The 24,832-nt window shown below is 70.0% G+C and carries 23 protein-coding genes; 12 read left to right on the top strand and 11 right to left on the bottom strand.

Annotated features, from left to right (window positions below):
- Nucleotides 1-240 precede the first annotated feature (240 nt).
- The 8 genes from A5732_RS09010 to egtE all read left to right on the top strand — a co-directional run bounded on the left by A5732_RS09010 (nt 241) and on the right by egtE (nt 8,805).
- Nucleotides 241-759 carry a hypothetical protein gene (locus A5732_RS09010; RefSeq protein WP_076101997.1) on the top strand — a complete coding sequence of 173 codons (519 nt, stop codon included), beginning with the start codon at nt 241-243 and terminating at the stop codon, nt 757-759.
- A gap of 245 nt (nt 760-1,004) precedes the next feature.
- Nucleotides 1,005-2,453: a catalase gene (locus tag A5732_RS09005; RefSeq protein WP_076101996.1), complete on the top strand. Its 1,449-nt coding sequence runs from the start codon at nt 1,005-1,007 to the stop codon at nt 2,451-2,453.
- A gap of 77 nt (nt 2,454-2,530) precedes the next feature.
- Nucleotides 2,531-3,157 carry a sensor domain-containing protein gene (locus A5732_RS09000; protein ID WP_371915824.1) on the top strand — a complete coding sequence of 209 codons (627 nt, stop codon included), beginning with the start codon at nt 2,531-2,533 and terminating at the stop codon, nt 3,155-3,157.
- 180 nt (nt 3,158-3,337) lie between these two features.
- A complete protein-coding gene (gene egtA, locus A5732_RS08995) occupies nt 3,338-4,651 on the top strand; it encodes an ergothioneine biosynthesis glutamate--cysteine ligase EgtA (RefSeq protein ID WP_076050816.1) in 1,314 nt (437 codons plus the stop codon).
- Entirely contained in the window at nt 4,648-5,958 is a 1,311-nt protein-coding gene (egtB, locus tag A5732_RS08990) for an ergothioneine biosynthesis protein EgtB (protein ID WP_076101995.1), read from the top strand. The genes egtA and egtB overlap by 4 nt, the downstream gene beginning before the upstream one ends.
- A complete protein-coding gene (gene egtC, locus A5732_RS08985; RefSeq protein ID WP_076101994.1) occupies nt 5,958-6,677 on the top strand; it encodes an ergothioneine biosynthesis protein EgtC in 720 nt (239 codons plus the stop codon). Before egtB ends, egtC begins: the two co-directional genes overlap by 1 nt.
- Nucleotides 6,677-7,642 carry an L-histidine N(alpha)-methyltransferase gene (gene egtD / locus A5732_RS08980; RefSeq protein WP_076050813.1) on the top strand — a complete coding sequence of 322 codons (966 nt, stop codon included), beginning with the start codon at nt 6,677-6,679 and terminating at the stop codon, nt 7,640-7,642. Before egtC ends, egtD begins: the two co-directional genes overlap by 1 nt.
- A 47-nt stretch (nt 7,643-7,689) precedes the next feature.
- Nucleotides 7,690-8,805: an ergothioneine biosynthesis PLP-dependent enzyme EgtE gene (egtE, locus tag A5732_RS08975; protein ID WP_253189031.1), complete on the top strand. Its 1,116-nt coding sequence runs from the start codon at nt 7,690-7,692 to the stop codon at nt 8,803-8,805.
- Here the strand turns inward: egtE and A5732_RS08970 are convergent.
- Nucleotides 8,802-9,467, bottom strand: a complete 666-nt coding sequence (locus A5732_RS08970; RefSeq protein ID WP_142254610.1) for a class I SAM-dependent methyltransferase — start codon at nt 9,465-9,467, stop codon at nt 8,802-8,804. The two genes, egtE and A5732_RS08970, sit on opposite strands and share 4 nt — an antisense overlap.
- 211 nt (nt 9,468-9,678) lie before the next feature.
- Complete coding sequence (locus tag A5732_RS08965) at nt 9,679-11,154, bottom strand: glutamate--cysteine ligase (protein ID WP_076050810.1); 1,476 nt, start codon at nt 11,152-11,154, stop codon at nt 9,679-9,681.
- 135 nt (nt 11,155-11,289) lie between these two features.
- Here A5732_RS08965 and glpK point away from each other — a divergent pair, with 135 nt between their 5' ends.
- Entirely contained in the window at nt 11,290-12,816 is a 1,527-nt protein-coding gene (gene glpK, locus A5732_RS08960) for a glycerol kinase GlpK (protein WP_076101999.1), read from the top strand.
- 31 nt (nt 12,817-12,847) lie between these two features.
- Here the strand turns inward: glpK and A5732_RS08955 are convergent, their stop codons facing one another.
- The gene (locus A5732_RS08955; RefSeq protein WP_076101991.1) at nt 12,848-13,564 is read right to left on the bottom strand and encodes a PadR family transcriptional regulator; all 717 of its coding nucleotides are present in this window, start codon (nt 13,562-13,564) and stop codon (nt 12,848-12,850) included.
- Between the two features lie 194 nt (nt 13,565-13,758).
- Here A5732_RS08955 and A5732_RS08950 point away from each other — a divergent pair, with 194 nt between their 5' ends.
- The gene (locus tag A5732_RS08950; protein ID WP_076050808.1) at nt 13,759-14,148 is read left to right on the top strand and encodes a hypothetical protein; all 390 of its coding nucleotides are present in this window, start codon (nt 13,759-13,761) and stop codon (nt 14,146-14,148) included.
- Here A5732_RS08950 and A5732_RS08945 read toward each other — a convergent pair.
- A complete protein-coding gene (locus A5732_RS08945) occupies nt 14,145-15,086 on the bottom strand; it encodes an RDD family protein (RefSeq protein ID WP_076101990.1) in 942 nt (313 codons plus the stop codon). The genes A5732_RS08950 and A5732_RS08945 overlap by 4 nt on opposite strands.
- A 76-nt stretch (nt 15,087-15,162) precedes the next feature.
- Between A5732_RS08945 and A5732_RS08940 the strand changes: the two genes are divergently transcribed.
- Nucleotides 15,163-16,155 (top strand): stage II sporulation protein M, encoded by a 993-nt coding sequence (locus A5732_RS08940; RefSeq protein ID WP_076101989.1) that lies wholly within the window; start codon nt 15,163-15,165, stop codon nt 16,153-16,155.
- Between the two features lie 8 nt (nt 16,156-16,163).
- Here the strand turns inward: A5732_RS08940 and A5732_RS08935 are convergent, their stop codons facing one another.
- Genes A5732_RS08935 through A5732_RS08915 form a run of 5 tightly spaced genes read right to left on the bottom strand, consistent with a single transcriptional unit; the run spans nt 16,164 to nt 21,605 of the window.
- The gene (locus A5732_RS08935; RefSeq protein WP_076101988.1) at nt 16,164-17,486 is read right to left on the bottom strand and encodes a DUF58 domain-containing protein; all 1,323 of its coding nucleotides are present in this window, start codon (nt 17,484-17,486) and stop codon (nt 16,164-16,166) included.
- On the bottom strand, nt 17,486-18,463 hold the full coding sequence (locus A5732_RS08930; protein WP_076101987.1) for an AAA family ATPase: 978 nt from the start codon (nt 18,461-18,463) through the stop codon (nt 17,486-17,488). The genes A5732_RS08935 and A5732_RS08930 overlap by 1 nt, the downstream gene beginning before the upstream one ends.
- Entirely contained in the window at nt 18,460-19,617 is a 1,158-nt protein-coding gene (locus A5732_RS08925) for a DUF4350 domain-containing protein (protein WP_171974989.1), read from the bottom strand. Before A5732_RS08925 ends, A5732_RS08930 begins: the two co-directional genes overlap by 4 nt.
- Nucleotides 19,599-20,252, bottom strand: a complete 654-nt coding sequence (locus A5732_RS08920) for a DUF4129 domain-containing protein (RefSeq protein WP_076050803.1) — start codon at nt 20,250-20,252, stop codon at nt 19,599-19,601. Before A5732_RS08920 ends, A5732_RS08925 begins: the two co-directional genes overlap by 19 nt.
- Before the next feature lie 24 nt (nt 20,253-20,276).
- Nucleotides 20,277-21,605 carry a hypothetical protein gene (locus tag A5732_RS08915; RefSeq protein ID WP_171974988.1) on the bottom strand — a complete coding sequence of 443 codons (1,329 nt, stop codon included), beginning with the start codon at nt 21,603-21,605 and terminating at the stop codon, nt 20,277-20,279.
- Between A5732_RS08915 and A5732_RS08910 the strand changes: the two genes are divergently transcribed.
- Nucleotides 21,604-22,068 carry a GatB/YqeY domain-containing protein gene (locus A5732_RS08910; RefSeq protein WP_064952635.1) on the top strand — a complete coding sequence of 155 codons (465 nt, stop codon included), beginning with the start codon at nt 21,604-21,606 and terminating at the stop codon, nt 22,066-22,068. The two genes, A5732_RS08915 and A5732_RS08910, sit on opposite strands and share 2 nt — an antisense overlap.
- Here the strand turns inward: A5732_RS08910 and A5732_RS08905 are convergent.
- Together A5732_RS08905 and selA are read right to left on the bottom strand one after the other, a co-directional pair.
- Nucleotides 22,052-23,755: a selenocysteine-specific translation elongation factor gene (locus tag A5732_RS08905; protein ID WP_076050800.1), complete on the bottom strand. Its 1,704-nt coding sequence runs from the start codon at nt 23,753-23,755 to the stop codon at nt 22,052-22,054. The two genes, A5732_RS08910 and A5732_RS08905, sit on opposite strands and share 17 nt — an antisense overlap.
- A partial coding sequence (selA, locus tag A5732_RS08900) for an L-seryl-tRNA(Sec) selenium transferase (protein ID WP_076101985.1) occupies nt 23,743-24,832 on the bottom strand: 1,090 nt, incomplete at its 5' end. The genes A5732_RS08905 and selA, both read right to left, overlap by 13 nt.

Here is a 24,832-nt window from a genome sequence, read left to right as displayed (position 1 = left end):
TTGGCCCGGGGCCCCGCCCCGGCCGGGGGCCCCCCCCGGGCCCCCCCGGGTTTGGGCCCCCCCCTGGGTGTTTTTCACAACTGAAAAACCCCCGTCAACCAGTGGGCCCGGGCGCCCCCCGGGCGCCCGGGGCCACCTGTCTTTTGCGGTCACCGACGCCTAACCGCCCCATCTCGATTCACAACAATTTTGTCGCGCAGACCTGTTAGGACCAGGAAGCGCGGGGCAATATGGCAAGGCATGAGCGAGACACCCGACACACCCGAACCACGCACCGAGTCGACCCCAGCCGCACCCGTCACCGCGCCACCGCCGGCAGCCCCGGACCGGGTGAGGCCGCCCCGGCTCTACACGGCGGCCGCCTGGGTGGTGATCGTCGCGGGCATCGTCTTCATCCTCTCGTCGGTGTTCTTCGTCGGCGCCTCCATCTGGATGCATCAGCACCACTGCCACCATCACCACGGCATGTTCCACCCCGCCAGCCCCGGGCCCGGCAATGGACCGTGGGGAGGCCCCGGGCCGGGTAACGGACCCGGGCAGTACGGCGCCCCCGGCGGCTACGGGCCGTGGTACGGCGGCCCGGGCGGACCTGACAACGGGCCGTGGGGACCACCTGGTCCCGGCGGTCCTGGCTTGATCGTTCCGATGCCCCCGAGCGGTCCGGGCGGTCCCGGCGGACCGCACGCCGGCCCGGGTGTCAGCGGCCCCGGGCAGCCGCCTGCCACCCCGTCCCCCGGCGCGCCCGCGCCGCGCCCCTGACAGCGCGCGCTTACGTCACGCCTTAAATCGTGCCCGAAACGGGTATTCGCCCGTAGTGGGCGGCCGATCGGAAGTCGCCCGCATCTTCTTGACCAGGTCAAGATGAGGGGAATACTCGATTGCAGGCCGGAAGACCCGAAGCGCTCACTGCAGTACTGAAAATGCTTGATGCTCAAGCGATTCGGTACCGCGGTGTGCTTCCTCGGGCACCGCGGCCTGCAACCCGGTGACGAGGAGAGAGCTAAATGACGGACCGGTTCACGACCAATGACGCCGGCATCGCTGCGCCGAGCGACGACCAGTCGCTGACGATCGGCCCAGACGGCCCGATTCTGTTGCAGGACCACTACCTGATCGAGCAGATGGCGATGTTCAATCGGGAGCGCATCCCGGAGCGCCAGCCGCACGCCAAAGGTGGTGGCGCATATGGTCATTTCGAAGTGACCAATGACGTCAGCCAGTACACCAGGGCCGCGGTGTTCCAGCCCGGCACCAAAACCGACATGCTGGCACGGTTTTCCACCGTCGCCGGCGAGCGGGGCAGCCCAGACACCTGGCGCGACCCGCGTGGCTTCGCGCTGAAGTTCTATACGAGCGAAGGCAATTTCGACCTGGTCGGCAACAACACCCCGGTCTTCTTCATGCGTGACCCGCTGAAGTTCCAGCACTTCATCCGGTCCCAGAAGCGCTTGCAGGCAAGCAATGTGCGTGACCACAACATGCAGTGGGACTTCTGGAGCCTGTCCCCGGAATCGGCGCACCAGGTGACGTGGCTGATGGGAGACCGCGGCATCCCCAAGACCTGGCGGAACATGAACGGCTACAGCAGCCACACCTACAGCTGGATCAATGCGGCCGGCGAGATCTTCTGGGTGAAGTACCACTTCATCACCGACCAGGGCATCGAGTTCCTGACCCAGGAGGACGCCGACCGGTTGGCCGGCGAGGACGGCGACTACCACCAGCGCGACCTGTTCGAGTCGATCGAACGCGGGGATCACCCTAGCTGGACGCTGAAGATGCAGATCATGCCGTACGAGGAAGCCAAGGACTACCGGTTCAACCCGTTCGACCTGACCAAGGTATGGCCGCACGGCGATTACCCGCTGATCGACGTCGGCAGGATGACGCTGAACCGCAACGTCACGGACTACCACGCCGAGATTGAGCAGGCGGCCTTCGAGCCGAACAACACCGTGCCCGGCACCGGCCTGAGTCCGGACAAAATGCTGCAGGCGCGCGGCTTCTCGTACTCCGACGCCCATCGCGCCCGGCTGGGGACCAACTACCGCCAGATCCCGGTCAACACGCCCAAAGTCGAGGTCAACAGCTACTCCAAAGATGGCGCCATGCGGATGAATAACGTCTCCGACCCCGTCTATGCGCCCAATTCCTACGGTGGGCCGCACGCCGACCCGGCGCGCGCCGCCGAGATCCGCTGGCACGCCGACGGGGACATGGTCCGCTCGGCGTACACGCTGCACGCCGAGGATGACGACTGGGGGCAGGCCGGCACCATGGTGCGCGAGGTGCTCGACGATGCGGCCAGGGAACGCTTGGCGCACAACATCATTGGCCACGTCTCCCAGGGTGTTAAGGAGCCGGTGCTGTCGCGGGTGTTCGAGTACTGGCGCAACGTCGATCCCGACCTCGGCAAAAAGGTCGAGGAGGGCGTCCGGGGCAACGGGGGCTGACCGCGCGTCGGTGCGCCTGGCATGATCGCTGCATGACCATGCGGGTTACGCAGGTTGCCCAGCTGCACGGGGCCGCGATGGCCATCGGCTTGGTTCTGGCGGGCACGGCCGCAATGCCGGTCGCGGCCGCGCACCCGTCGGAGCCAGGGGTGGTGAACTACGCCGTCCTGGGCAGGGGATCGGTCGGCAACATCGTCGGCGGGCCCATGGGCTGGGAGTCGGTGTTCACCCAGCCCGGGCAAGGCGACTGGGTGGACCTACCGGACTGCAACAACTGGGCCGACATCGGTTTGCCCGAGGTGTACAACGATCCCGACCTGGCGTCGTTCAACGGAGCCCTCACCCAGACGTCGGCCACCGACCAGACCCATCTGGTCAAACAGGCCGTCGGGGTGTTCGCCACCAATGAGGCCGCGGGCCGGGCGTTTCATCGGGTGGTGGATCGAACGGTGGGTTGTTCGGGACAGACGACCGCGCTCCACTTGGACAACGGCAGCACGCAGGTGTGGTCGTTCGATGGCGGGCCGGCCGGCCCGGCCGACGAGAACTGGACGAAGCAGGAGGCGGGCACCGATCGCCGGTGCTTCAATCAAACCAGGCTGCGCGAAAACGTGTTGCTGCAGGCGAAAGTGTGCCAATCCGGCAACGCCGGACCTGCGGTGAACGTGCTGGCTGGGGCGATGCAGAACGCGCTGGGTCAATAATCGAGCGATTGGGTAACCGTCTGTCCCGAGCACCTCACCGTGCGGAGAAGGGAATATGTCGGGGGCATCTGATAGATGAAGCACTAGACGAAATGGTGCCGCTTAACGTTCGATTAGCTGCGCAGGGAAGCGGTCCGCAGGTGCATGTCCAGGCATGCCCGGGCCCGAAGGGATCGTGATATGACGTTCGCGCCGATCACCGCCGCGGCTTCGCAGTCGGAGTCGCGCGTGGCCGGTGCCGACCCCACCCCCGAGCTCAACATCGCCGAGCTGGCCGATTCCGCGGCCGTCGCGCAGTACATCGCCGAGGGATGTCTGGTGGACGCCCCGCTGGGCCGTGTCGGGCTGGAGTTGGAGGCCCATTGCCACGACCCGGCCGACCCGCACCGCAGACCGAGCTGGAGCGAGATCGCCGACGTGCTCGACGCGCTGCCCGCGCTGCCGGGCGGCAGCAGGATCACCGTGGAACCGGGCGGCGCCGTCGAGCTGTCCGGGCCGCCGGCCGACGGCGTGGTGCCGGCCATCGAGGCCATGCGCCGCGATCAGGCCGTGCTCCAGCCGGCGTTCGCCGCCGCCGGGCTGGGCCTGGTATTCCTCGGCGCCGACCCGCTGCGCCCGCCAAAGCGCATCAACCCCGGCGCCCGGTACCGCGCCATGGAACAGTTCTTCGCGACCAGCCACTCCGGGGAGGCCGGCGCGGCGATGATGACGTCGACCGCGTCGATTCAGGTCAACCTGGACGCCGGTCCGCGCGACGGCTGGGCGGCGCGGGTGCGCCTCGCACACGCGTTGGGGCCCACCATGATCGCGATCACCGCCAACTCGCCGATGCTGGACGGTGACTTCACCGGCTGGGTGTCGAGCCGGCAGCGGGTGTGGGGCCGGATGGACTCGGCGCGCTGCGGACCCATCCTTGGCGCCAGCGGCGACGACCCGGGCACCGACTGGGCGCGGTATGCGCTCAAGGCCCCGGTGATGCTGGTGCACAACCCCGACGCCGAGGCCGTCACGCATTGGGTGCCCTTTGCCGACTGGGTCGACGGCCGCGTGTTGCTCGGGGATCGTCGCCCCAGCGTCGCCGATCTGGAATACCACCTGACCACGCTGTTCCCGCCGGTGCGGCCCAGGCAGTGGCTGGAGATCCGTTATCTGGACAGCGTGCCCGACGCGTTGTGGCCCGCCGTCGCGTTCACCCTGGCGGTCCTGCTCGACGACCCGGCCGCCGCCGACATCGCGGCCGAGGCCGTCGAACCGGTGGCCACCGCCTGGGACACCGCGGCCAGGGTTGGGCTGCGCGACCGGCGGCTGTACGCGGCGGCCAACGCGTGCATGGCCATCGCCGCCGCGAAGGCGCCCGCCGAGCTCGGCGATTCGATGCGGCGGCTGGTCCGCCTGGTCGACCAGGGCCGCTGCCCCGGCGACGACTTCTCCGACCAGGTGGTCGAGCACGGCCCCGCGGCGGCGGTGGCGCGACTGGCGCAAGGGGAGTCGTGACGTCGCGGGAGGGCATCGCCGACGACCTGGCGCGGACGCGGACGCGGACGTTGCGTCTGGTCGAGTTCGACGACGCCGAACTCTGCCGGCAGTACGACCCGCTGATGAGCCCGCTGGTATGGGACCTGGCGCACATCGGTCAGCAGGAGGAGCTGTGGCTGTTGCGCGGGGGTGACCCGGCGCGCCCCGGGATGCTGCCGCCGGCGGTCGAGGGGCTCTACGACGCCTTCGTGCATTCCCGCGCCAGCCGGGTGGACCTGCCGCTGCTGTCGCCGGACAAGGCGCGGGCCTACTGCCGGACCGTGCGCTCGGCCGTGCTCGACGCGCTCGACGCGCTGCCCGACGATCCCGCCGGCGAGGAGGCGGCGTTCGTGTACGCGATGGTGGTCAGCCACGAAAACCAGCACGACGAAACCATGCTGCAGGCGCTGAATTTGCGCAGCGGCGCACCGCTTTTGCTGGACGCCTCCGTGCTGCCGGCCGGTCGAGCGGGGCTGGCCGGCACGTCGGTGCTGGTGCCCGGCGGCGAATTCGTGCTCGGCGTGGACGCCGCCCGTGAACCGTATTCGTTGGACAACGAGCGCCCGGCCCACGTCGTCGACCTGCCCGCCTTCCGGATCGGACGGGTCCCGGTCACCAACGGCGAATGGCGCAGGTTCGTCGACGACGGAGGCTACGACCAGCCGCGCTGGTGGTCGGAGCGCGGCTGGCAGCACCGCCAGGCCGCGGGCCTGACCGCGCCGCAGTTCTGGAGCCCCGACGGCGCGACCCGCACCCGGTTCGGCCACGTCGAGGACATCCCGGCCGACGAACCCGTCCAGCACGTCAGCTTTTTCGAGGCCGAGGCGTACGCGGCCTGGGCCGGCGCCCGGCTACCCACCGAGATGGAATGGGAGAAGGCCTGCACCTGGGATCCGTCCACCAACACCCGGCGCCGGTATCCCTGGGGCGAGCGCAAACCGGACGAGGCGCTGGCCAACCTCGGCGGCACGGCGTTGCGGCCGGCGCCCGTCGGCGCCTACCCGGCGGGCGCCTCGGCGTACGGCGCCGAGCAGATGCTTGGCGAGGTCTGGGAGTGGACCACCTCCCCGCTGCGGCCCTGGCCCGGGTTCGTCCCGATGCTCTACGAGCGGTATTCGCAGCCCTTCTTCGACGGCGATTACCGGGTGCTGCGCGGCGGCTCGTGGGCCGTGGAGCCGGGCATCATGCGCCCGAGCTTCCGCAACTGGGATCACCCCTACCGGCGCCAGATCTTCTCCGGCGTCCGGCTGGCGTGGGACGTCCCCGACGGCGGGGATCGCGCCTGATGTGCCGGCACCTGGGCTGGCTGGGGACTGACGTCACGGTTTCCTCGCTGGTGCTCGATCCGCCGTTCGGGCTGCGGGTGCAGTCCTATGCGCCGCGCCGGCAAAAGCATTGCCTGCTCAACGCCGACGGTTGGGGCGTCGGGTTTTTCGACACCTCGACAGGACCACCGCAGGACGGGCTGCCCCGCCGCTGGCGCAGCCAGGCGCCGCTGTGGGGCGACGTGTCGTTCGATTCGATCGCGCCCGCGCTGCGCAGCCACTGCGTGGTGGCCGCGGTACGCTCGGCCACCGTCGGCATGCCGATCGAGGCCAGCGCGTGCGCGCCGTTCACCGACGGGCAGTGGTTGTTGTCGCACAACGGAATCGTCGACCGGGCCGTGTTGCCGACGACGGCGCGCGCCGAATCGGCCTGTGACAGCGCGATACTGGCGGCTACGATCTTCGAACGTGGGCTCGACGCGCTGGGGGAGACGATCGAAGAGGTCGCCGCGGCCGATCCAAACGCGCGGCTGAACATATTGGCCGCCAACGGTTCTCGCATGCTGGCGACGGCGTGGGGCGACACGCTGTCCATCCTGCGGCGCCCGGACGGAGTGGTCCTGGCCAGCGAACCCTACGACAACGACTCCGACTGGGAGGACGTGCCGGACCGTCACCTTGTCGAAGTCACCGCGAACGGTGTCACGATGACGCCGCTGGATCAGTCGAGAGGATCTTGATGACGCTGTCGCTGTCGAACCACCTGGCCGCCGACTCGGCGTACCACGCGTTGCGCCGCGACGTCCTGGACGGCCTGCAGAAGACGCCAAAGACATTGCCGCCCAAATGGTTCTACGACTCCGTCGGCAGTGATCTGTTCGACCAGATCACCCGGCTGCCCGAGTACTACCCGACGCGCGCCGAGGCCGAGATCTTGCGAGCGCGGGCGGCCGAAGTCGCGTCGGCGAGCGAGGCCGATACCCTGGTGGAACTGGGCAGCGGGACATCGGAGAAGACGCGGGTGTTGCTCGACGCGCTACGGGTACGGGGTTCGCTGCGCAGGTTCGTCCCGTTCGACGTCGACGCAAGCATCCTGTCGACCGCGGCCGCGGCCATCCAGCAGGAGTACGAGGGCGTGGAAATCAAGGCCGTCTGCGGCGATTTCGAAGAGCACCTGACCGAGATCCCCGACGGCGGGCGGCGGCTGTTCGTGTTCCTCGGGTCGACGATCGGCAACCTCACACCCGGCCCGCGCGCGGAATTCCTTGCCGCACTGTCCGCGCAGATGCGGCCCGGCGACAGCCTGCTGCTGGGCACGGACCTGGTCAAGGACACCGAGCGGCTGGTGCGCGCCTATGACGACGCCGCCGGGGTGACGGCGGCCTTCAACCGCAATGTTCTCGCGGTGGTCAACCGGGAGCTCGACGCCGACTTCGACGTCGACGCCTACCGGCATGTGGCCCGGTGGAACGCGGCGGAAGAACGCATCGAGATGTGGCTGCGGTCCGACCGGCGCCAGCGGGTGCGGGTCGGAGCGCTCGAGCTGGCCGTGGACTTCGAGGCCGGCGAGGAAATGCTCACCGAGGTGTCGTGTAAGTTCCGCCCCGACAAGGTGACTGGCGAATTGGCCACCGCGGGGTTGCGCCGCACCCGGTGGTGGACGGACGAAGCGGGCGACTTCGGGTTGTCGTTGGCCGTGAAGTGACCGGCGCCAACGCGCTGGCCGGTCAATGGCGGTCAGCCCGCCCGCCGATGGCCGGTCTGCACCTGGACAACGCGGCCTGTTCGCGGCAGAGCCTGGCGGTGATCGAGGCCGGTGCGCAGCACGCCCGCAACGAGTCCGAGCTCGGCGGCTATGTCGCGGCGGAGGCGGCCGCACCGGTGCTCGACGCCGGACGCGTCGCGTTCGCCGCGTTGACCGGAATGGCCGACGCCGAGGTGGTTTTCACCACCGGCTCGCTGAACGCCCTTGATCTGCTGCTGGGCGGCTGGCCGGCGGGAGCGGCGGACCGAAAACGGCTAGCTTGCCTGCCCGGCGAATACGGGCCCAACCTGGCCCTGTTCGCCGCGCACGGATTCGACCGGCAGCTGCTGCCGACCCTGGAAGACGGCCGGCTCGCGCTGGACGATGCGGCGCTGTCCCTGCAGACCGATCCGCCGGACCTGGTGCATCTGACCGCGGTGGCCAGCCATTGCGGTGTGGTGCAACCGGTTTCGATGGTCGCCCAACTCTGCCGCGAGTTGGGGCTGCCGCTCGTCGTCGACGCGGCCCAGGCGCTGGGCCAGGTGGACTGCGCGGTGGGCGCAGACGTGACCTATTCCTCGTCGCGCAAGTGGATCGCCGGGCCGCGCGGTGTCGGGATGCTCGGGGTACGCCGCGAGCTGATGGAAAGCCTGCGCCCACGCCTGGCCGCGCCGGACTGGGCCCGCAAAGACGGCTCGCCGACGGTCGCCGAGCAGCTGGAGTTCGGCGAGGCCAATGTCGCTGCGCGCGTGGGGTTTTCGCTGGCGTTGGGCGAGCATCTGGCCTACGGGCCGCAGGCAGTGTGCGCGCGGCTGGCCGAGGTGGGCAGCCTGAGCCGCACTGTGCTGGCCGATGTGGCCGGCTGGACTGTGGTCGAAGAGGTCGAAGAGTCCAGTGCGATCACCACTTTGGCGCCGAACCACGGCGCCGACGCGCAGGCGGTGCGCGACTGGCTGCTCGCCGAGCGGCGGATCCTGACCACGTTCGCCGGCGTGCAGCGGGCGCCGCTGGAGCTGACGGAACCCGTGCTGCGGATCTCGCCGCACGTGGATACCACGGCCGACGACCTGGAGACGTTCGCCGAGGCCCTCATCGCCGCCACCGCGGCGACCGCGACCGGCTAAGCGGCTTTGTGCGCGGACAGCAGGTAGGCCGGCAGCTTCATCCGGCCCTTCTCGTCGCGGTCGTGCTGCGGGCCGTCGGGAGCCGGCGGAATGTTGGCGTGGATGAAGGCCGGCCGGATCTCGTCGATCTCCCAGTACTTGCTCACCGCGTCGCGCAGCTCGTCCTCGTCGACCTCGTTGGGCTTGTTTTCCCATTCGTCGGGAAAAGCACCCTTGGCGAAGACCAGCACGAAGTAGCCGGCCCCCGGCGCCGCCGCGCGGTGTACCGAGCTGAGGTAGCCGTCGCGGCCCTCGATCGGCAACGAGTGGAACAGCGTGCTGTCGGCCACGGTGGAGAACCGTCCGTCGTAGCCGGTGAACGACGTGATGTCGGCCTGCACGAAGGTGGCCGTGGTCAGGCCGCGGTCGGCCGCGGCCTTGGTGGCCGCCGCGACGGCGGTGGGGATGAGGTCGATGCCGACCACGGTGTAGCCCTGGGCGGCCAGGGTCAACGACAGCTCGGCGACCCCGCAGCCGGCGTCCAGCACGTCGCTGCGGAACTTGCCGGCCGCGATCAGGGCGGCCAGTTCGGGCTGCGGCTCACCGATGTTCCACGGCGGCGGGCCCTCGAACCCACCCTGCTCGCGATAAGCGCTGTCCCAGTCCATGACTTGATCAGGCACGGTTTTCAACCTCCTGGTTGCTGTTTCGCGCCACGGGCGCGAACACGGGTAAGCAGTGCAGCCATGCATCGGCAGCTGGGGCTGCTGCGCTGTCGGCTGGACACGTTGAGTCGCCAACTGCTTCAACAGTACTTTCGACTTTAGGAAGCCACGCGACACCTGGCGAGCCTGCGCCCACTGAGCGAGCCTGCCTGCAGCGAGGTACCCGCGGTCAGGACTCCCAGGTGTGCACCGGTTCGTTGGCGTGCATGTGATCGCAGTACCGGCGCAGCATCTCGGCCAGCGCCGCGGGCCTGCTCATGCCACCGTCCTGCAGTGCCCGCACGGTGGACACCTGCCAGGTGGCACCGTTGCGTCCCGTCCGGGCCCTGCCCTCGATGACCCCGAGGAACCGGTCGCGGACCTCGGCGTCGACGCCCCAGCGCTGCAACCCCTCGTCGGCGATCGGCAGCAGGGTGTCGAGCACCAATTCGCGCGCGGTCACGTCGCCCAGGCCGGGCCAGTGCAGCCCGGCGTCTATGCCGTCCAGCGCGGCCGCGAGGAAATTGGCTTCCGCCACACCGAAATCCATGGCGGTCCACAGCGGGTTGTCCGCTTCGGACAGGCTGCGCAGCATGCCGTAGAAGAAGGCTGAATTCGCCAGCATGTCGACAACGGTCGGCCCGGCCGGCAGCACGCGGTTCTCCAGCCGCAGGTGGGGGCGACCGTCGACCACGTCGTACACCGGGCGGTTCCACCGGTAGACGGTCCCGTTGTGCAGCCGAAGTTCGGACAGCTGCGGGATCCGCCCGGCGGCCAGCTCGGCGACCGGGTCTTCGTCGGACACCTCGGGCAGCAGGAATTCGAAGTAGCGGATGTTCTCCCGATACAGGTCGAGGACCGAGTCGATCCACTGCTCGCCGAACCACACCCGCGGCCGCACGCCTTGGGATTTCTGCTCGTCGGACCTGGTGTCGGTGGACTGCCCGAACAGCTCGATGCGTGTTTCGGCCCACAGTCGGTGCCCGAAGAAGAACGGCGAGTTGGCGCCCAGCGCCAACTGCGGGCCGGCCACGATCTGAGCAGCATTCCAGTTGGCGGCGAACGTCTCCGGATCCACCTGCAGATGCAATTGCATGCTGGTGCAAGCGGATTCGGGTGCGATCGTCGCGGTGTGCCAGCTCAGCGCCTCGGGTCCGGAAATGTTGATGTGGATGTCTTCGCCGCGGGCGGTGAAGATCGACTCGTTGAGGGCGGCGTATCGCTTCGATTCGCTCATCCAGCCGTGGTCGAGGTGTTGGGCCATCAGCGTGGGCAGGATGCCGATCATGACGATATGGGCACCGCCCGCGGCGCCGGCCTTGTTCTCGGCGTCGTTCAGGCTGGCCCGCACCTCGGCCTCGAGGTCCAGGGTGGTGTGCCCGGGCAGCGCGTGCGGCGGAACGTTGAATTCGATGTTGTAGGCACCCAATTCGACCTGGTACGCCGGATCGCCGATGGCGTCCAGCACGTGGCGATTGGACATGGCCGGCTGGTAGTCGGCGTCGACGAGGTTGCACTCGATCTCCATGCCGGTGAGCGGCTGCGCGGAATCGAAGCTCGACTGGGCGAGCATCGTCTCGAAGGCGTCCAGGCACAGCTGTACCTTGCGCCGGTATTCCCGCCGGTGTGCGCTGTCGTACGTGGTGCGCTTGACCTCTTCGCCCACACCGCAGATGCAACAGGGTTACCGCCCGTAACGCAAGCTCCCACGAGTCGCGGTTCCCGCCTCGTCCGTTTGGCGGGTAGACCATGATGGACTTTTGCCGCAAACGTGTCCGAGCTCACGGGTGGAGGAGAGCAGTTGGCCGAGTTCGCCGAATTCGTCGCCGCCATCGACCAGGGGACAACCAGCACTCGCTGCATGATCTTCGATCACGAGGGTGCCGAAGTGGCACGCCATCAACTCGAGCACGAGCAGATCCTGCCCCGGGCCGGCTGGGTGGAGCACGACCCGGTCGAGATCTGGGAGCGCACCTCCTCGGTGCTGACGTCGGTGTTGAACCGGGCCGACCTGAGTACGAAAAATATTGCCGCGCTGGGTATCACGAATCAGCGCGAGACCACTCTGGTGTGGAACCGCAAGACCGGGCGGCCCTATTACAACGCGATCGTCTGGCAGGACACCCGCACCGACCGGATCGCGTCGGCGCTGGAACGCGACGGTCGCGGCGAAGTGATCCGCCGCAAGGCCGGCCTGCCCCCGGCCACCTACTTCTCCGGCGCCAAGCTGCAGTGGATCCTGGAGAACGTCGACGGGCTGCGCGCGGCCGCCGAGAGCGGTGACGCGCTGTTCGGCACTACCGACACCTGGGTGTTGTGGAATCTGACCGGGGGGCCGCGCGGCGGCGTACACGCCACCGACGTGACCAATGCCAGCCGGACCATGTTGATGAACCTGGAGACCCTCGACTGGGACGACGAGCTGTTGTCGATCTTCTCGATCCCCCGGGCGATGTTGCCCAGGATCGGGCCCTCGTCGTCGCCGCAGCCCTACGGCGTGACGTCGGAGACCGGGCCGGCCGGCGGCGAGGTACCGATCACCGGGATGCTCGGCGACCAGCACGCGGCGATGGTGGGTCAGGTGTGTCTGTCCGAGGGGGAAGCCAAGAACACCTACGGCACCGGAAACTTCTTGCTGCTCAACACCGGTGAGACCATCGTGCGGTCAGACAACGGGCTGCTGACCACCGTCTGCTATCAATTCGGGGACGCCAAACCCGTGTATGCGCTCGAGGGTTCGATCGCGGTGACCGGCGCGGCCGTGCAGTGGTTGCGCGATCAGCTGGGCATCATCAGCGGCGCCGCGCAAAGCGAATCGCTGGCACGCCAGGTCGACGACAACGGTGGAGTCTATTTCGTTCCCGCGTTTTCCGGATTGTTCGCGCCCTATTGGCGATCCGATGCGCGCGGCGCGATCGTAGGCCTGTCCCGGTTCAACACCAACGCGCATCTGGCGCGCGCAACGCTGGAGGCGATCTGCTATCAGAGTCGCGACGTGGTGGACGCCATGGCGGCGGATTCCGGTGTGCGCCTTGAGGTCTTGAAGGTCGACGGCGGTATCACCGGTAACGACCTGTGCATGCAAATCCAGGCGGACGTGCTGGGTGTGGACGTGGTGCGCCCGGTGGTCGCCGAGACGACCGCGCTGGGCGCCGCCTACGCGGCCGGTCTGGCGGTGGGGTTCTGGGCCGATCCGGCCGACCTGCGTGCCAATTGGCAAGAGGGCAGGCGCTGGGCTCCGGCTTGGAACGACGAGCAGCGCGCCGCGGGTTACGCGGGCTGGCGCAAAGCCGTGCAGCGGACCCTGGATTGGGTCGACGTCACGTGACGCCGCCCGATCCAGGGCCCGCCGGATGCACTCAGTCTTCGCCGAGAATGCCGTAGATCTCACGCCGCGCATTGTTGAGGATGTCGACGATGCGCTGCTGCTGCTCGGCCGAAGCGGTGTGGGCGGACTGCCCGACCGCGCCGAACAATTGGCCGACGGCCGCCCGCAGATTCATGTGACCCGGGTCGGCGCCTTCGGTGATCTCGTCCCACGGCGGGGTTTCGATCTTGTCGGCCGCCGCGCGGCCCTGTTCGGTCAGCTCGAAACGCTTCTTGCTGCCGTCGGTTTCGCTCGCGGTGATCAGGCCTTCGTCGTCGAGCAGTTGCAGTGTCGGGTACACCGAACCGGGGCTCGGCTTCCACAGTCCATTGCTGCGCTCGGCGATCTGGTGAATCATTTCGTAGCCGTGCATCGGCTGTTCGGCCAGCAGCGTCAGGATGGCCGCTCGCACGTCGCCGCGCTTGCCGCGACCCGGGCCGCCACGGCGCCATCCGCCGCGTCGGCCACCGGGGCCGAAGCCGAAACCGGGGCCGAAGCCGGGACCGAAGCCCGGGCCGAAACCGGGGCCGAAGCCGAACGGGCCGTCGTGGCCACCGGCGTGATCGCGCAGATGCTCGCGGAAGTCCCGTCGGGCCTGGCGCCGTGCCTCGTGCAGGGCGCGCCGGTCAACCGGGCCGGGGCCGAAGCCGAATCCGAGACCGGGCCGGCTGGCGAATGGTCCTTCGGGGGGAGTGAATGGGTTGCTCATTTTTCTGTCCTTACGTTTGTGGGTCGCGCACCGATCGTGCGCTTCGAAACATCACGATATATCGGAAACTAACGCGATGCAACGGGATATGTTGCAGAATTTCGCTGAATCGTCGATGAGCTGCGGAAATCGGGCGGAGTCCGCCCGCCGCTGTGCGGTTTGCATGCACCAAACGACGGGTAGGAACTAGTGGGATGAACGCTGACAACAACCTGAAGGTCGATAGCGGTGGCGTCGGCGCGGCCGCATTCGGGCGACCCGACGGTGCCCGGCGGCGTACCAGCTGGACGTGGATCAACTGGGGGCTGGCGCTGGCGACGGTGCCCGCCGCCGCGCTCGTGATGCTCTTCGCGCTCGGTGCCGTGATGAGCACCGCCGGCTGCAGCGACCGCAGCTGTCCCAACCTGGGCCACGGCGGGATCAACTTCGGCGTCGCGTTCTACGGTGCGCCCGCGGTCGCCGTGGTCGTCATCATCATCTCGTTTTTCACCGCCAAACGACGCGGCGGCATCGCGGTTCCGCTATGCGGATGGGCACTGCTGATCATCGACGTCGCCCTCATGGCGGCGAGTGTGGCCGGCTAGTGCGGCAGTGAGAAACCGTCCGGCGTACCGGGGTCTCCCGGGCCGGGACCACCCGATCGTGGATCGGGCCATCCAACGGATTGTTGCGGCGGTGGCGGCACCGCACCGGGCGGCGGGCTGGGCCAGCCCGGGGGGCCCTGGTATGCGCCGCCGAGCGGTGGCCACGGCGTGGGTCCCGTCGGGCCTGGCGCAGGCATGACCGGGCGCAGCCGGGCCAATTCGCGGCGGTGCCGCTCCGCGAGGACGGCGGCCAGCACGAGTTCCGGCGGGGCGCCGGGCGGTGGCGGCGGCGCCTTGCGCGCCACCACGTCACCGGCGATCCGGTATCCCATCTGCAGGCGCAGCTGACGGTCGAGCTGCGTTGCCCTGGAAAGGAATTGGCGTGCCACCTCGGCCTGACCGGCCGACAGGCCGGACAGCTGCAAGGAGGACGCCCACCATGCCAAGGAGGGCGGCATCATGGGCGGGGGCCCGAGCCGGGGTCCGCGTTCGTTGACCACCACCGTGCCTGCGAAGATGTCGCCGATCCGTTTGGCCTTCGGGGACAGGATGCTGCAGATGACGGCCGGGCTCCCGAACAGCATCCAGATCTCCACCAGCGCCGCCAGGGCCCGAAACAACGCCTGGCGGAAGCGTTCTGGGCCGCCATCGTCGGACACCACGCGCAGGCCCATCGCGATCTTGCCGACCGAGCGTCCCCGCGTAGCCGTTTCGAGGACCAAGGGATAGCCGATAAGTACCAGCACCGTAAATATCAGCAGGATCGCGTTGGTCAGTGCGGTATCGAATTGAGTCAGGGTGGCTGCCCACAACATCAGGCCGAGCAGGTAGCCGATGACCATGACCGCAATATCGATCAGCGCGCTCAGCGTCCGCACCGGCAGCTGTGCGATCTGCACATCGAGCACCACGGCGTCCCCGGTCACCACCTCCGACATAACTTCGAACGGTACAGGCTGGTGCGTGTCGCCGGCCGCACTCTGTCATGCCGGTGGTGCGATTAGGCTGCCGAGGGTGGATGTCGATGCGTTCGTGCTGGCCCATCGCCCGACCTGGGACCGCCTCGACCGATTGGTCGGGCGGCGCCGGTCGCTGTCCGGCGCGGAGATCGACGAACTCGTCGAGCTCTACCAGCGGGTCTCCACCCACCTGTCGATGCTGCGCTCGGCGTCGTCGGATTCCGTGCTGATCGGCCGGCTCTCGAGCCTGGTCGCGCGGGCCCGGTCGGCGGTGACCGGTGCCCACGCGCCACTGAGCAGTGCGTTCACCCGGTTCTGGACGGTCTCGTTCCCGGTTGTGGCCTACCGCACCTGGCGGTGGTGGCTGGCCACCGCGGCGGCGTTCTTCGCCGTGGTCGTGGTCGTCGCGCTCTGGGTCGCCGGCAGCCCGGATGTGCAGTCCTCGCTCGGAACACCCAGCGACATCCAGCAATTGGTCAACCACGACGTGGAGTCGTACTACAGCGAACATCCCGCCGCGGCGTTCGCGCTGCAGATTTGGGTGAACAACTCCTGGGTTTCCGCGCAATGCATCGCCCTGTCCGTGGTGTTGGGCGTGCCGATTCCCTTTGTGCTGTTTCAGAATGCCGCCAATTTGGGTGTCATCGCCGGGCTGATGTTCCCGGCCGGCAAGGGCGCCCTGCTGCTGGGTTTGCTTGTCCCGCACGGGCTGCTGGAGCTCACGGCGGTATTCCTCTCGGGCGCAACGGGAATGCGGCTGGGCTGGTCGGTGATCTCGCCCGGAGACCGGCCCCGGGGCCAAGTGCTCGCCGAACAGGGCCGGGCCGTCGTCTCGGTCGCCGTGGGTCTGGTTGCGGTGCTGCTGGTCTCGGGTTTGATCGAAGCACTGGTGACCCCGTCGCCGTTGCCGACGGTCGTGCGGGTCGGCATCGGCGTCATCGCCGAGGTGGCGTTCTTGTCCTACATCGTCTACTTCGGCCGCCGCGGGGTGAAGGCCGGGGAAAGCGGCGACATGGCGGAGGCGCCGGACTTCGTTCCGACTCGCTGAGCTGCGGGCTACAGACGCCCGGTCGCCTTCATCGCCAGGTAGTGATCGGCAAGGGCGGGTGCGAGTTCGGTGGGCGGGGCGTCGACGACTTCCACCCCGCCGCGGCGCAGACGGGTGGCGATCACGCCGCGGTCATTGCGGGATCGCTCGGCGGCCGCCGCGTCATACACCGCAGCGGCATCCGAACGCCCGGCGGCCATTTGGTCGACGCGCGGATCGGAGACCGCGGCCACCAGCAGGTGATGCTTGGCCGACAGCTGCGGTAGCACGGGCAGCAGGCCCTCGTCGTGCGCGGCCGCGTTCAGGTCGGTCAGCAGCACCACCAGGGACCGCCGGCGGGCGCGCAGCGCGATGGCGGAAGCCATTGCCCGCCAATCCGATTCGACAAGGGTAGGTTGCAGGGGCGCCATCGCGTCGACCAGCTGGGCAAGCAGTTCGGTGCGCGAGGCGCCGAACACGCCGGCCCGGCTCACCCGGTCGTGGGCCAGGAAGTCGACATGGTCGCCGGCCCTCGACGCCAATGCGGCCAGCAGCAGCGCGGCGTCCATCGACCAATCCAGCCGCGGCCAGCCCGCCGGATCAGACGCGGTCGGATCGACACCGACGCGGCCCGCCGCCGTGCGGCCCGTGTCGAGCACGATCACCACCCGCCGGTCGCGTTCGGGCCGCCAGGTGCGCACCACCACGTCGGCGCGACGCGCGGTGGCGCGCCAGTCGATCGAGCGCACGTCGTCGCCGACGACATACTCTCGCAGCGAGTCGAATTCGGTGCCCTGCCCGCGTACCAGCGTGGGCAGCAGGCCGTCGATCTCGCGGAGCTTGGCGAGCCGCGACGGCAGGTGCTTGCGGGCGAGGAATGGGGGCAGCACCCGCAGCTGCCCGGGCACCGGTCGCGAACCCTGCCGGCCCGCCAGCCCGAGCGGGCCGATCGATCGGGCGGTGACCACCGTCGCTCGCTGGTCGCCGCGGCGAACGGGCTGGAGCTGTGTTTGCACCTGCTGGTCCTGCCCGGCGGGGATGTCGATGGGATGGATGCGCGGCCGCGCCTGGGAGCTGGGCGGCCAGGCGTCGCGGATCTGTCCGCGGAACCGGCGCGCGCCGTCGTTGTGGATCGACAGCCCGCACTCCACCTGCTGCCCGAGCCGCGCCGAGCGGTCCGGGGAACGCACGTAGCGCAGTTTGGTCGTGCCGGCCGCCAGGACGATGTCGAGCACCACCGCGATCGCCAGCGCTATCAGCAGGGCCGCGAAAGTGGTTGCCGGCCAAGGAGACAGCGCAATAGGCAGGACGCAGATCAGTGCGACCAGCCCGGTGCGTCCGGTCAGGACCACTAGCGGGGCACCGGAACCGACGCCAGGATCCCGTCGAGCACACCGTCGGGCGTGGCGCCTTCGAGTTCGGCCTCGGGCCGCAGCATCACCCGGTGCCGCAGCGTCGAGCGGGCCATGGCTTTCACGTCGTCGGGCGTGACGTAGTTGCGCCCGGACAGCCACGACCAGGAGCGCGCTGTGGCCAGCAGGGCGGTCGCCCCGCGGGGCGACACGCCCAGTTGCAGCGCGGGGGAGGAACGGGTGGCCCCGACGATGTCCACGATGTAGCCCAGCACCTCGTCGGCAACCCGCACGTTCTGCACCGCGTCGCGGCCGGCCGCCAGGTCGGTGGGCCCGGCCACCGGCTTGATCGCCGACAGATTGCGCGGGTCGAAGCCGTGCGCGTGCCGGTGCAGGATGGCGATCTCGGCGTCGCGCGGCGGCAGCGTCACATTCAGTTTGAGCAAGAAGCGGTCCAGCTGGGCCTCGGGCAGCTGGTAGGTGCCCTCGTACTCGACGGGATTCTGGGTGGCGGCCACGATGAACGGGTCGGGCAGCGGCCGCGGTTCGCCGTCGACGCTGACCTGACGCTCTTCCATCGCCTCGAGCAGCGCGGCCTGGGTCTTGGGTGGGGTCCGGTTGATCTCGTCCGCCAGCAGCAGGTTGGTGAAAACCGGCCCGGGCCGGAACACGAACGCTGCGGTGCGCGCGTCGTACACCAGGGAACCCGTCACGTCGCCGGGCATCAGGTCGGGGGTGAACTGCACCCGCTTGAATTCCAGCTGCAGCGCCGCGGACAGCGCCCGGACCAGCAGCGTCTTCGCCACTCCCGGAACACCTTCCAGCAGCACGTGGCCGCGGCACAGCAGCGCGATCACCAGGCCGCTGACCACGCCCTCCTGTCCGACGACGGCCTTGGCGAGCTCGCCGCGCAACGCCAGCAGCGCCTCGCGCGCCGATTCAGCGGTGGGGGACTGAGCGGTAGTGGGTTGTGTCACGGGTGTGCGACCTGCCTTTCGATTTCGTCGAGCGCACGGGCAAGTTGTAACAGGTCGTTGTCGGTCGTCGGGGGCGGACCGAACAGATGGTAGGAGACGAACGCCGGATCCGATCCGGTGCGCTGGGCCGCGGTGGTCACCACCGCCGCCGGCGACGCGCCCGCACCCAGGCCGAGGCGCGGCAGCAGCCGCGCCACCGTGGCGGCGCGCAAAGCCGCGGCCGCGCGATCGCGCGCCCGTCGGGACCGGTACAGCCGGCCGCGACCCTCGACGGTCTCCGACGCGCGCACCACCACCGGCAACACCTCGGCCACCAGCGGTCCGGGCCGACGGCCCTTCCACATCGCGACGAGCAGCACCACCAGCGCCAGTTGCCCGACGATCCAGATCACGTTGGGCGGGATCAGCTGGAAAAGCGTTGCGTTGGACGAGGATTCACCTTCGATGTGATGGGGCGCGTACCAGATGAGCCGGGGCCGGTCGCCAGCGAGGTTCATCGCGAGCGCGGCGTTGCCCGCCTGCAGCAGGCTGCCATTGGTCATGAAGTCGGTGCTGCCGACGGCGGTGATGGTGCGTCCGTCGCTGCGGAAGCGGATCAGCGCGCCGTCGTAGCAGCGCGACATCGTGCGGCCGGCTTTGGATTCGTAGGTGGTGCTGGCCCCGAACCGGACCGGCCCGGCGCGAACGGCCTCGCGCAGAGTGCAATTCGGGTCGAGGTCAAAGCCGTTGGCGCCGGAGACCCGCACGCCCGGCAGCAGCGCCTCGCGCGTCCGGGTGGTCGGTTCCACCAGCAGCAGGTCCGAATGCACGTTGTCCAGCCGGTCGAGCAGCGTGTCGGTGAGGTATTGGCTCTGGGCGACCAGGATCAGCGCGTCCGGACGCGCCGCGTGTTCGACGTCGGCGATGTTGTTGGCCACGACGACGTCGACTCCGGCGCCGCGCAGCAACTCCACCAGCGCGTGGGCACCGTCGGGGCCGGTCGACGCCGGGTCCATGCGGGCCCCGGGCCGCGGCGCGCTCAGGTACGCGTCGACGCCGGCGATGACGGCGAGCACCAGCAGCGTGACGAGCACCCAGCGCCAGGTGCGCCGGCGGCGCGGCGTGGCTTCGGGGCGGGCATCGGGGATCGTCGCCATCACCGCACCTGCGCCCATGACTCGTGGGCGGCGGGCCGGCCGGGCTCGAGAGGACCGCCCTGCCAGCGGGACCGCAGATGGTCGTCCAGGGCGGTGATCATCTGGTAGGCGTCCTGGGTCCCGGGTTGTTCGCCGTACGTGACGTCGTTGAAAGCCGTTGCCGCTTGCGTCAATTCGTCGGCCAGGTGGGGCAACGCGGCACCCGCGTCGCGGGCGAGTTCGTTGGCCGTGCGGCCGGGGGCCGGTGTCAGCACCCCGGTCTCTTCGAGCTGGCGGGCGACGGCGCGCAGCCGGTGACGAATCGCGGCGGCCCAATCACCCTCGGCCGCATAGCTTTCCGCGGTCGCGCGATGCTGGGCGGCCGTCAGTTGGGCGGCTTCGAACAATGAGTAGTCGCCGCCGCGGCGGGTGCGCATGGTGCGCCGCAGGATGTAGATGCCGACGATCACCGCGATGGCCAGCAGGATGAAAAGCACCGTGGCGGTGAGCCATCCGCCCGGCACCGAGGAAGTCTTCTGCAGCAACCGGTAGATCAGGTCGTTGACCCAGTCGACGAAGTGTTCGCGCGCGGAGCCCTTGGAATAGATCGGTTTGTTGAGCTCGTCCTGCGCGGCGCGATGTGCGGCATCGCGGTCGATGTCGATGGAAGGCATCCTTGAGCTAGTCCTCGCTCGGCCCTACAGGGGCCGCGTCAGCCAGAGGTTGTCGGTGGACGCGGCCGCATACGGTCCCTGGGCGGCTCCGCTCTGCAGCACCAGGTCGAAGGCCTCGGCGCGCATCCGGCGGTCGGTGTACAGCAGCACGATGACCCCCGCGTTGAACGGTGCGGTGATGATCTCGCCGATGGCCGCCCCGACCGAGAGGACCGCCGTGCTGACCAGGAACGCCGTGCCGGACGAGGTGATCTGGAAAAACTGGCCGACGATGCTGAACGGCACCGCGACGGCGTTGGCGACGACGGACGTCACCAGGAACGCGAGCACCCGGATACCCAGCACCCGCCAGAAGCCGTTGCGCACCAGCTTGAACGACCGGGCGATGGCATCCATGACCGGCAGCCGCTCCAGCACGATCAGCACCGGGGCGAACAACACCACGGTGTAGAGGAACACCAGCAGCGCGACGACGACCAGCACCAGCGGAATGCCCAGCACCACGGCCGCCGCGGCGCTACCGATCGCCGCCAGTACGCCGATGATCACCGCGACCAGCCCGGCAAGGGCCGCGACCACGACGGCTTCCAGCAGTGCCAGGCCGAGCAGGGCCAGCAGCCGCCCGCGGATCTTGGCCCAGGTTTCGCCGATGGTGATGGGTGACCCGAACACCGCCCGCCCGACGATGACGGTGAGCATCCCGGACAGCATCATGCCGCCGAGCCAGCCGACCAGAATGCCGCCGCCCACCGACACGGACCAGGCCCCGAGGACCCCCGAGCTCAGTTCGCCGGGCTGATCGCTGGCCAGCCTGTCGGCCGCGGCGAGCGGCCCGAAGAAGGCGACCTTGGTGAGGATCTGCATGATCACCACGACGATGGCGGTCAGGCCCAACGTCGCTTTCGGGTTGGCCCGGACGTAGCCGACCGCGCCGTTGAAGACGTCGCCGAGGGTCAGCGGCCGCAGCGGGATGATCCCGGGTTTGACGGCACCGTAGCCCGGCGGTGTGCCGAAGGGTGGTGGCGATCCGTAGCCCGGCGCGGGACCGTATCCGGGTGGCGGCCCATAGCCGGGTGGTGGCCCGTAGCCCGGCGGGGGTCCGTAGCCGGGTGGGGGTTGGTATCCCGGCGGCGGGCCGTACGCCGGCGGCGGGCCGTAGCGCGGCGGCGGACCGTATTCGGGTTGTGGGCCGGATGCCGGGGGCGGACCAGCCGGATAACCAGGCGGCGGCGCGCTCACCGAACCCCGCGGCCTTTGCAGCCGGGCGCGTCGATCGTCATGGGCTCCATCCTGTCGGCGGCCGGGGCATTTCACAACGTTGGCGCCCCGCCCGGCGCGTAGCGTCTCAGACATGGCAGAACTCAAATCCCGGATCCGGACCGACCTGACCGCGGCGATGAAGGCCCAGGACAAGTTGCGAACGGCCACGCTGCGCATGCTGTTAGCCGCGATCCAGACCGAGGAGGTTTCCGGTAAGGAGGCCAAGGAGCTCACCGACGAGGAAGTCCTCAAGGTGTTGGCCAAAGAATCCCGCAAGCGGAGCGAATCCGCGGAGATCTACACCCAGAACGGGCGCGGAGAGCTCGCCGCCAACGAGCACGCCGAGGGGCGGATCATCGACGAGTACCTGCCCACCCCGCTCACCGAGGCCGAGGTGGCCGACGTCGCCGACACCGCGATCGCACAGGTCGCCGAGCAAATCGGCGAGCGCCCGGGGATGAAACAGATGGGCATGGTGATGAAGGCCGCCACCGCGATCGCCGCAGGCAAGGCCGACGGCGCCCGCCTCTCGGCCGCCGTCAAAGAGCGGCTGTAACCACCCGCGTTCCGTCGTCGCCACGGCGCGTCACGCGCCGGGCATCGAGCTGTTCCAGCAGCGGCACCGCCACCCGCCGGGTGGTGCCCAACGCGCGACGCGCCTCGCTCACGGTGAACGGTTGCGGCAGCGCCGCCAGCACGCCGGCGGCGCGGTCCAGGGCGTCGGGCCCCAGCACGACCCCGTCGGCGATCCGCGTCAGCCGCCCGGCGCGCACCGCCGCGGCCAGCTCGCGTGGGCCCAGCTTCAGCTCGGCCAGCTCATCGGCCTCGGGCGCCCGGAACGGCTCGGCGGCCAGCCACTCCTCGACCGCGGATACGGCCTTGTCCACCCGGGCCGGCAGGCCCGCCCCGGGCGGGCGGACCAACCCGTCGGTCACCTCCAGACCCGTGCCCTCCAGCAGCTTGGGCACGAGGTCGGCGGCGGGCAGCCCGACCCGTTGCCGCAACGTCTCCAGCGGCATGCCCGCCGCGACGTCGTGATCGCCCGCCCAGCGCCGCACCGCCGCGGCGGCGTCCTCGCGCCGCGCCGCCCACCACCGCGGATCGACCACCCAGTCGCCCACCCGCTGCCCGCGCGGCGGCAGACCCATGGCGCGCAGGTCCGCGGCGCGCGCGAACTCGGGCGCGGCGGCCTCGCCGGTGGCCAGTTCGTCGGCGCGCGCCCGCGCCGCGCCGCGGCGCCGCAGCCCGGGCGGACGGACGTCGAGCACCTCGACTCCCGCCGCGATCCGGTGCTGTCCGGGGTCGCGGAGCAACCCGATGTCCCCCACGCGCAGCGGCAGGGACCTGGCCAGCCGCAGCCGCGCCGCGGCGGGCCCCAGCCGGCGCACCTGCACCGGCACCGCCGCCGACCCGATGTGCAGCACGAGCTGGCGGTGCGGCGTGTCCGCCGACCGCAGGGCGACGTCGATCTCCGCGGTGTCCAGCCAGGCTCCCGGCGTGCGCACGGTGTCCCCGCGGCCGATGTCGTGCCGGTCAACACCCCGCAGATTCAGCGCGACGCGGGCCACCGCGGTGACCTCGGAATGGTTGCGGCCCAACGATTGCAGTCCGCGGACGGTGACGCGCCGCCCGGCGTGCTCGAGCTCGTCGCCCACCCGGACCGTGCCGGCGGCCAGCGTGCCGGTGACCACCGTGCCGGCACCGCGCACGGTGAAGCTGCGGTCCACCCACAGCCGCACGTCGGCGCCGGCCTCCGGCGCGGGCAGCCGGTCGGTGAGCGCCACCAGTTCGGCGCGCACCCGGTCGAGGTCGGTGGAAACAGCCACGGGGATGCCGGCAAGTGATGTGGCGGCAAGCCTTTCGGACGCCTGCGCGACGGCCGGGCCCGGATCGGCGAGGTCGGCCTTGCTGATCACCAACAGCCCGTGGCGGACACCGAGCGCGTCCAGGGCGGCCAGGTGTTCCTCCGACTGCGGCATCCAGCCCTCGGTGGCGGCGACGACGAACACCACCGCGGGGACCGCGCCGACGCCGGCCAGCATGTTGGCCACGAACCGTTCGTGGCCGGGCACGTCGACGAACGCGAGCTGGCGGCCGCCGAGCTCGGTCCACGCGAAGCCCAGATCGATGGTCAGGCCGCGGCGCCGCTCCTCGGCCAGCCGATCCGGCCACATGCCGGTAATCCGTTGCAGCAGAGTCGATTTGCCGTGATCGACGTGGCCGGCGGTGGCTAGGACGAACACGCCCGTACCGCCGCGGCGAGCAGCTCGTCGTCCTCGGGCGACACCGTGCACAGGTCGAGCAGGCACCGGCCGCCCTCCAGGCGGCCCACGACGGGCGGCCTGCCGAGGCGCAGCGCGGCGGCGTAGGACTCGGGCAGGCTCAGCGCGGCGCTGGGCAATTCGACGCCGGGCGCCCCGCCGCCGCCGACGGCCGCGACGCAGTCCACCGCCACGGCGCCGGGCAGCCCGGCGGCCAGCGACTCGGCCCTGGCGCGCAGCCGCCCGACGTCGGCGGCCAGCGCCTGCGCCACCGGCGGGGGCGGACCCAGCAGGGTCGCCTCCAGCGCGGCCAGCGTCAGCTTGTCGACCCGCAGTGCGCGAGCCGCGGGATGGCGGCGGATCCGCTCGATCAGCTCGGCGCGGCCGAAGAGCAACCCGGCCTGCGGCCCGCCCAGCAGCTTGTCGCCGCTCGCGGTGACCAGGTCCGCGCCGTCGGCCAGCATCGACGTCGCGTCGGGCTCGTCGGGCAGCACCGGATGCGGCGACAGCAGGCCGGAGCCGATGTCGACCACCAGCGGTAGGCCGAGCCTGCGCAGTTCCGGCGCCAGCGCTGCGACGTCGACGGCCGAGGTGAAGCCGCTGACGTGAAAGTTGGACGGATGCACCTTCAGCACGAAACCGGTCTGCGGCCCGAGCGCCTCGGTGTAATCGCGCAGGCCGGTGCGGTTGGTGGTGCCGACTTCGCGCAGCCGCGATCCGGTGGATTCCAGCAGCTCCGGGATGCGGAACCCGTCGCCGATCTCGACGAGTTCGCCGCGGCTGAGCACGATCTCCTTGCCGGGGGCCAGGGTCATGGCGGTCAACAGCAGCGCGGCCGCGTTGTTGTTGACGACGTGCACGCCGCCGGCGGTCGGGACCGCACCCGCCAGCGCGGCCAGCGCACCCCGGCCGCGGCGCGCGCGCCGGCCCGTCGCCAGGTCGAACTCGACGTCGGGGGCCCCGCCGGCGGCGACCACCGCGTCCAGCGCGGCCCGCGACAGCGGGGCGCGGCCCAGATTGGTGTGCACCACCACCCCGGTGGCGTTGATGACCGGGCGC

The organism is Mycobacterium colombiense (genome assembly GCF_001953985.1).
In the GTDB taxonomy this organism is placed as follows: Bacteria; Actinomycetota; Actinomycetes; order Mycobacteriales; family Mycobacteriaceae; genus Mycobacterium; species Mycobacterium colombiense_B.
Note: the sequence above shows the minus strand (reverse complement) of the source record. Positions and strands in the feature narration are given on the sequence as shown.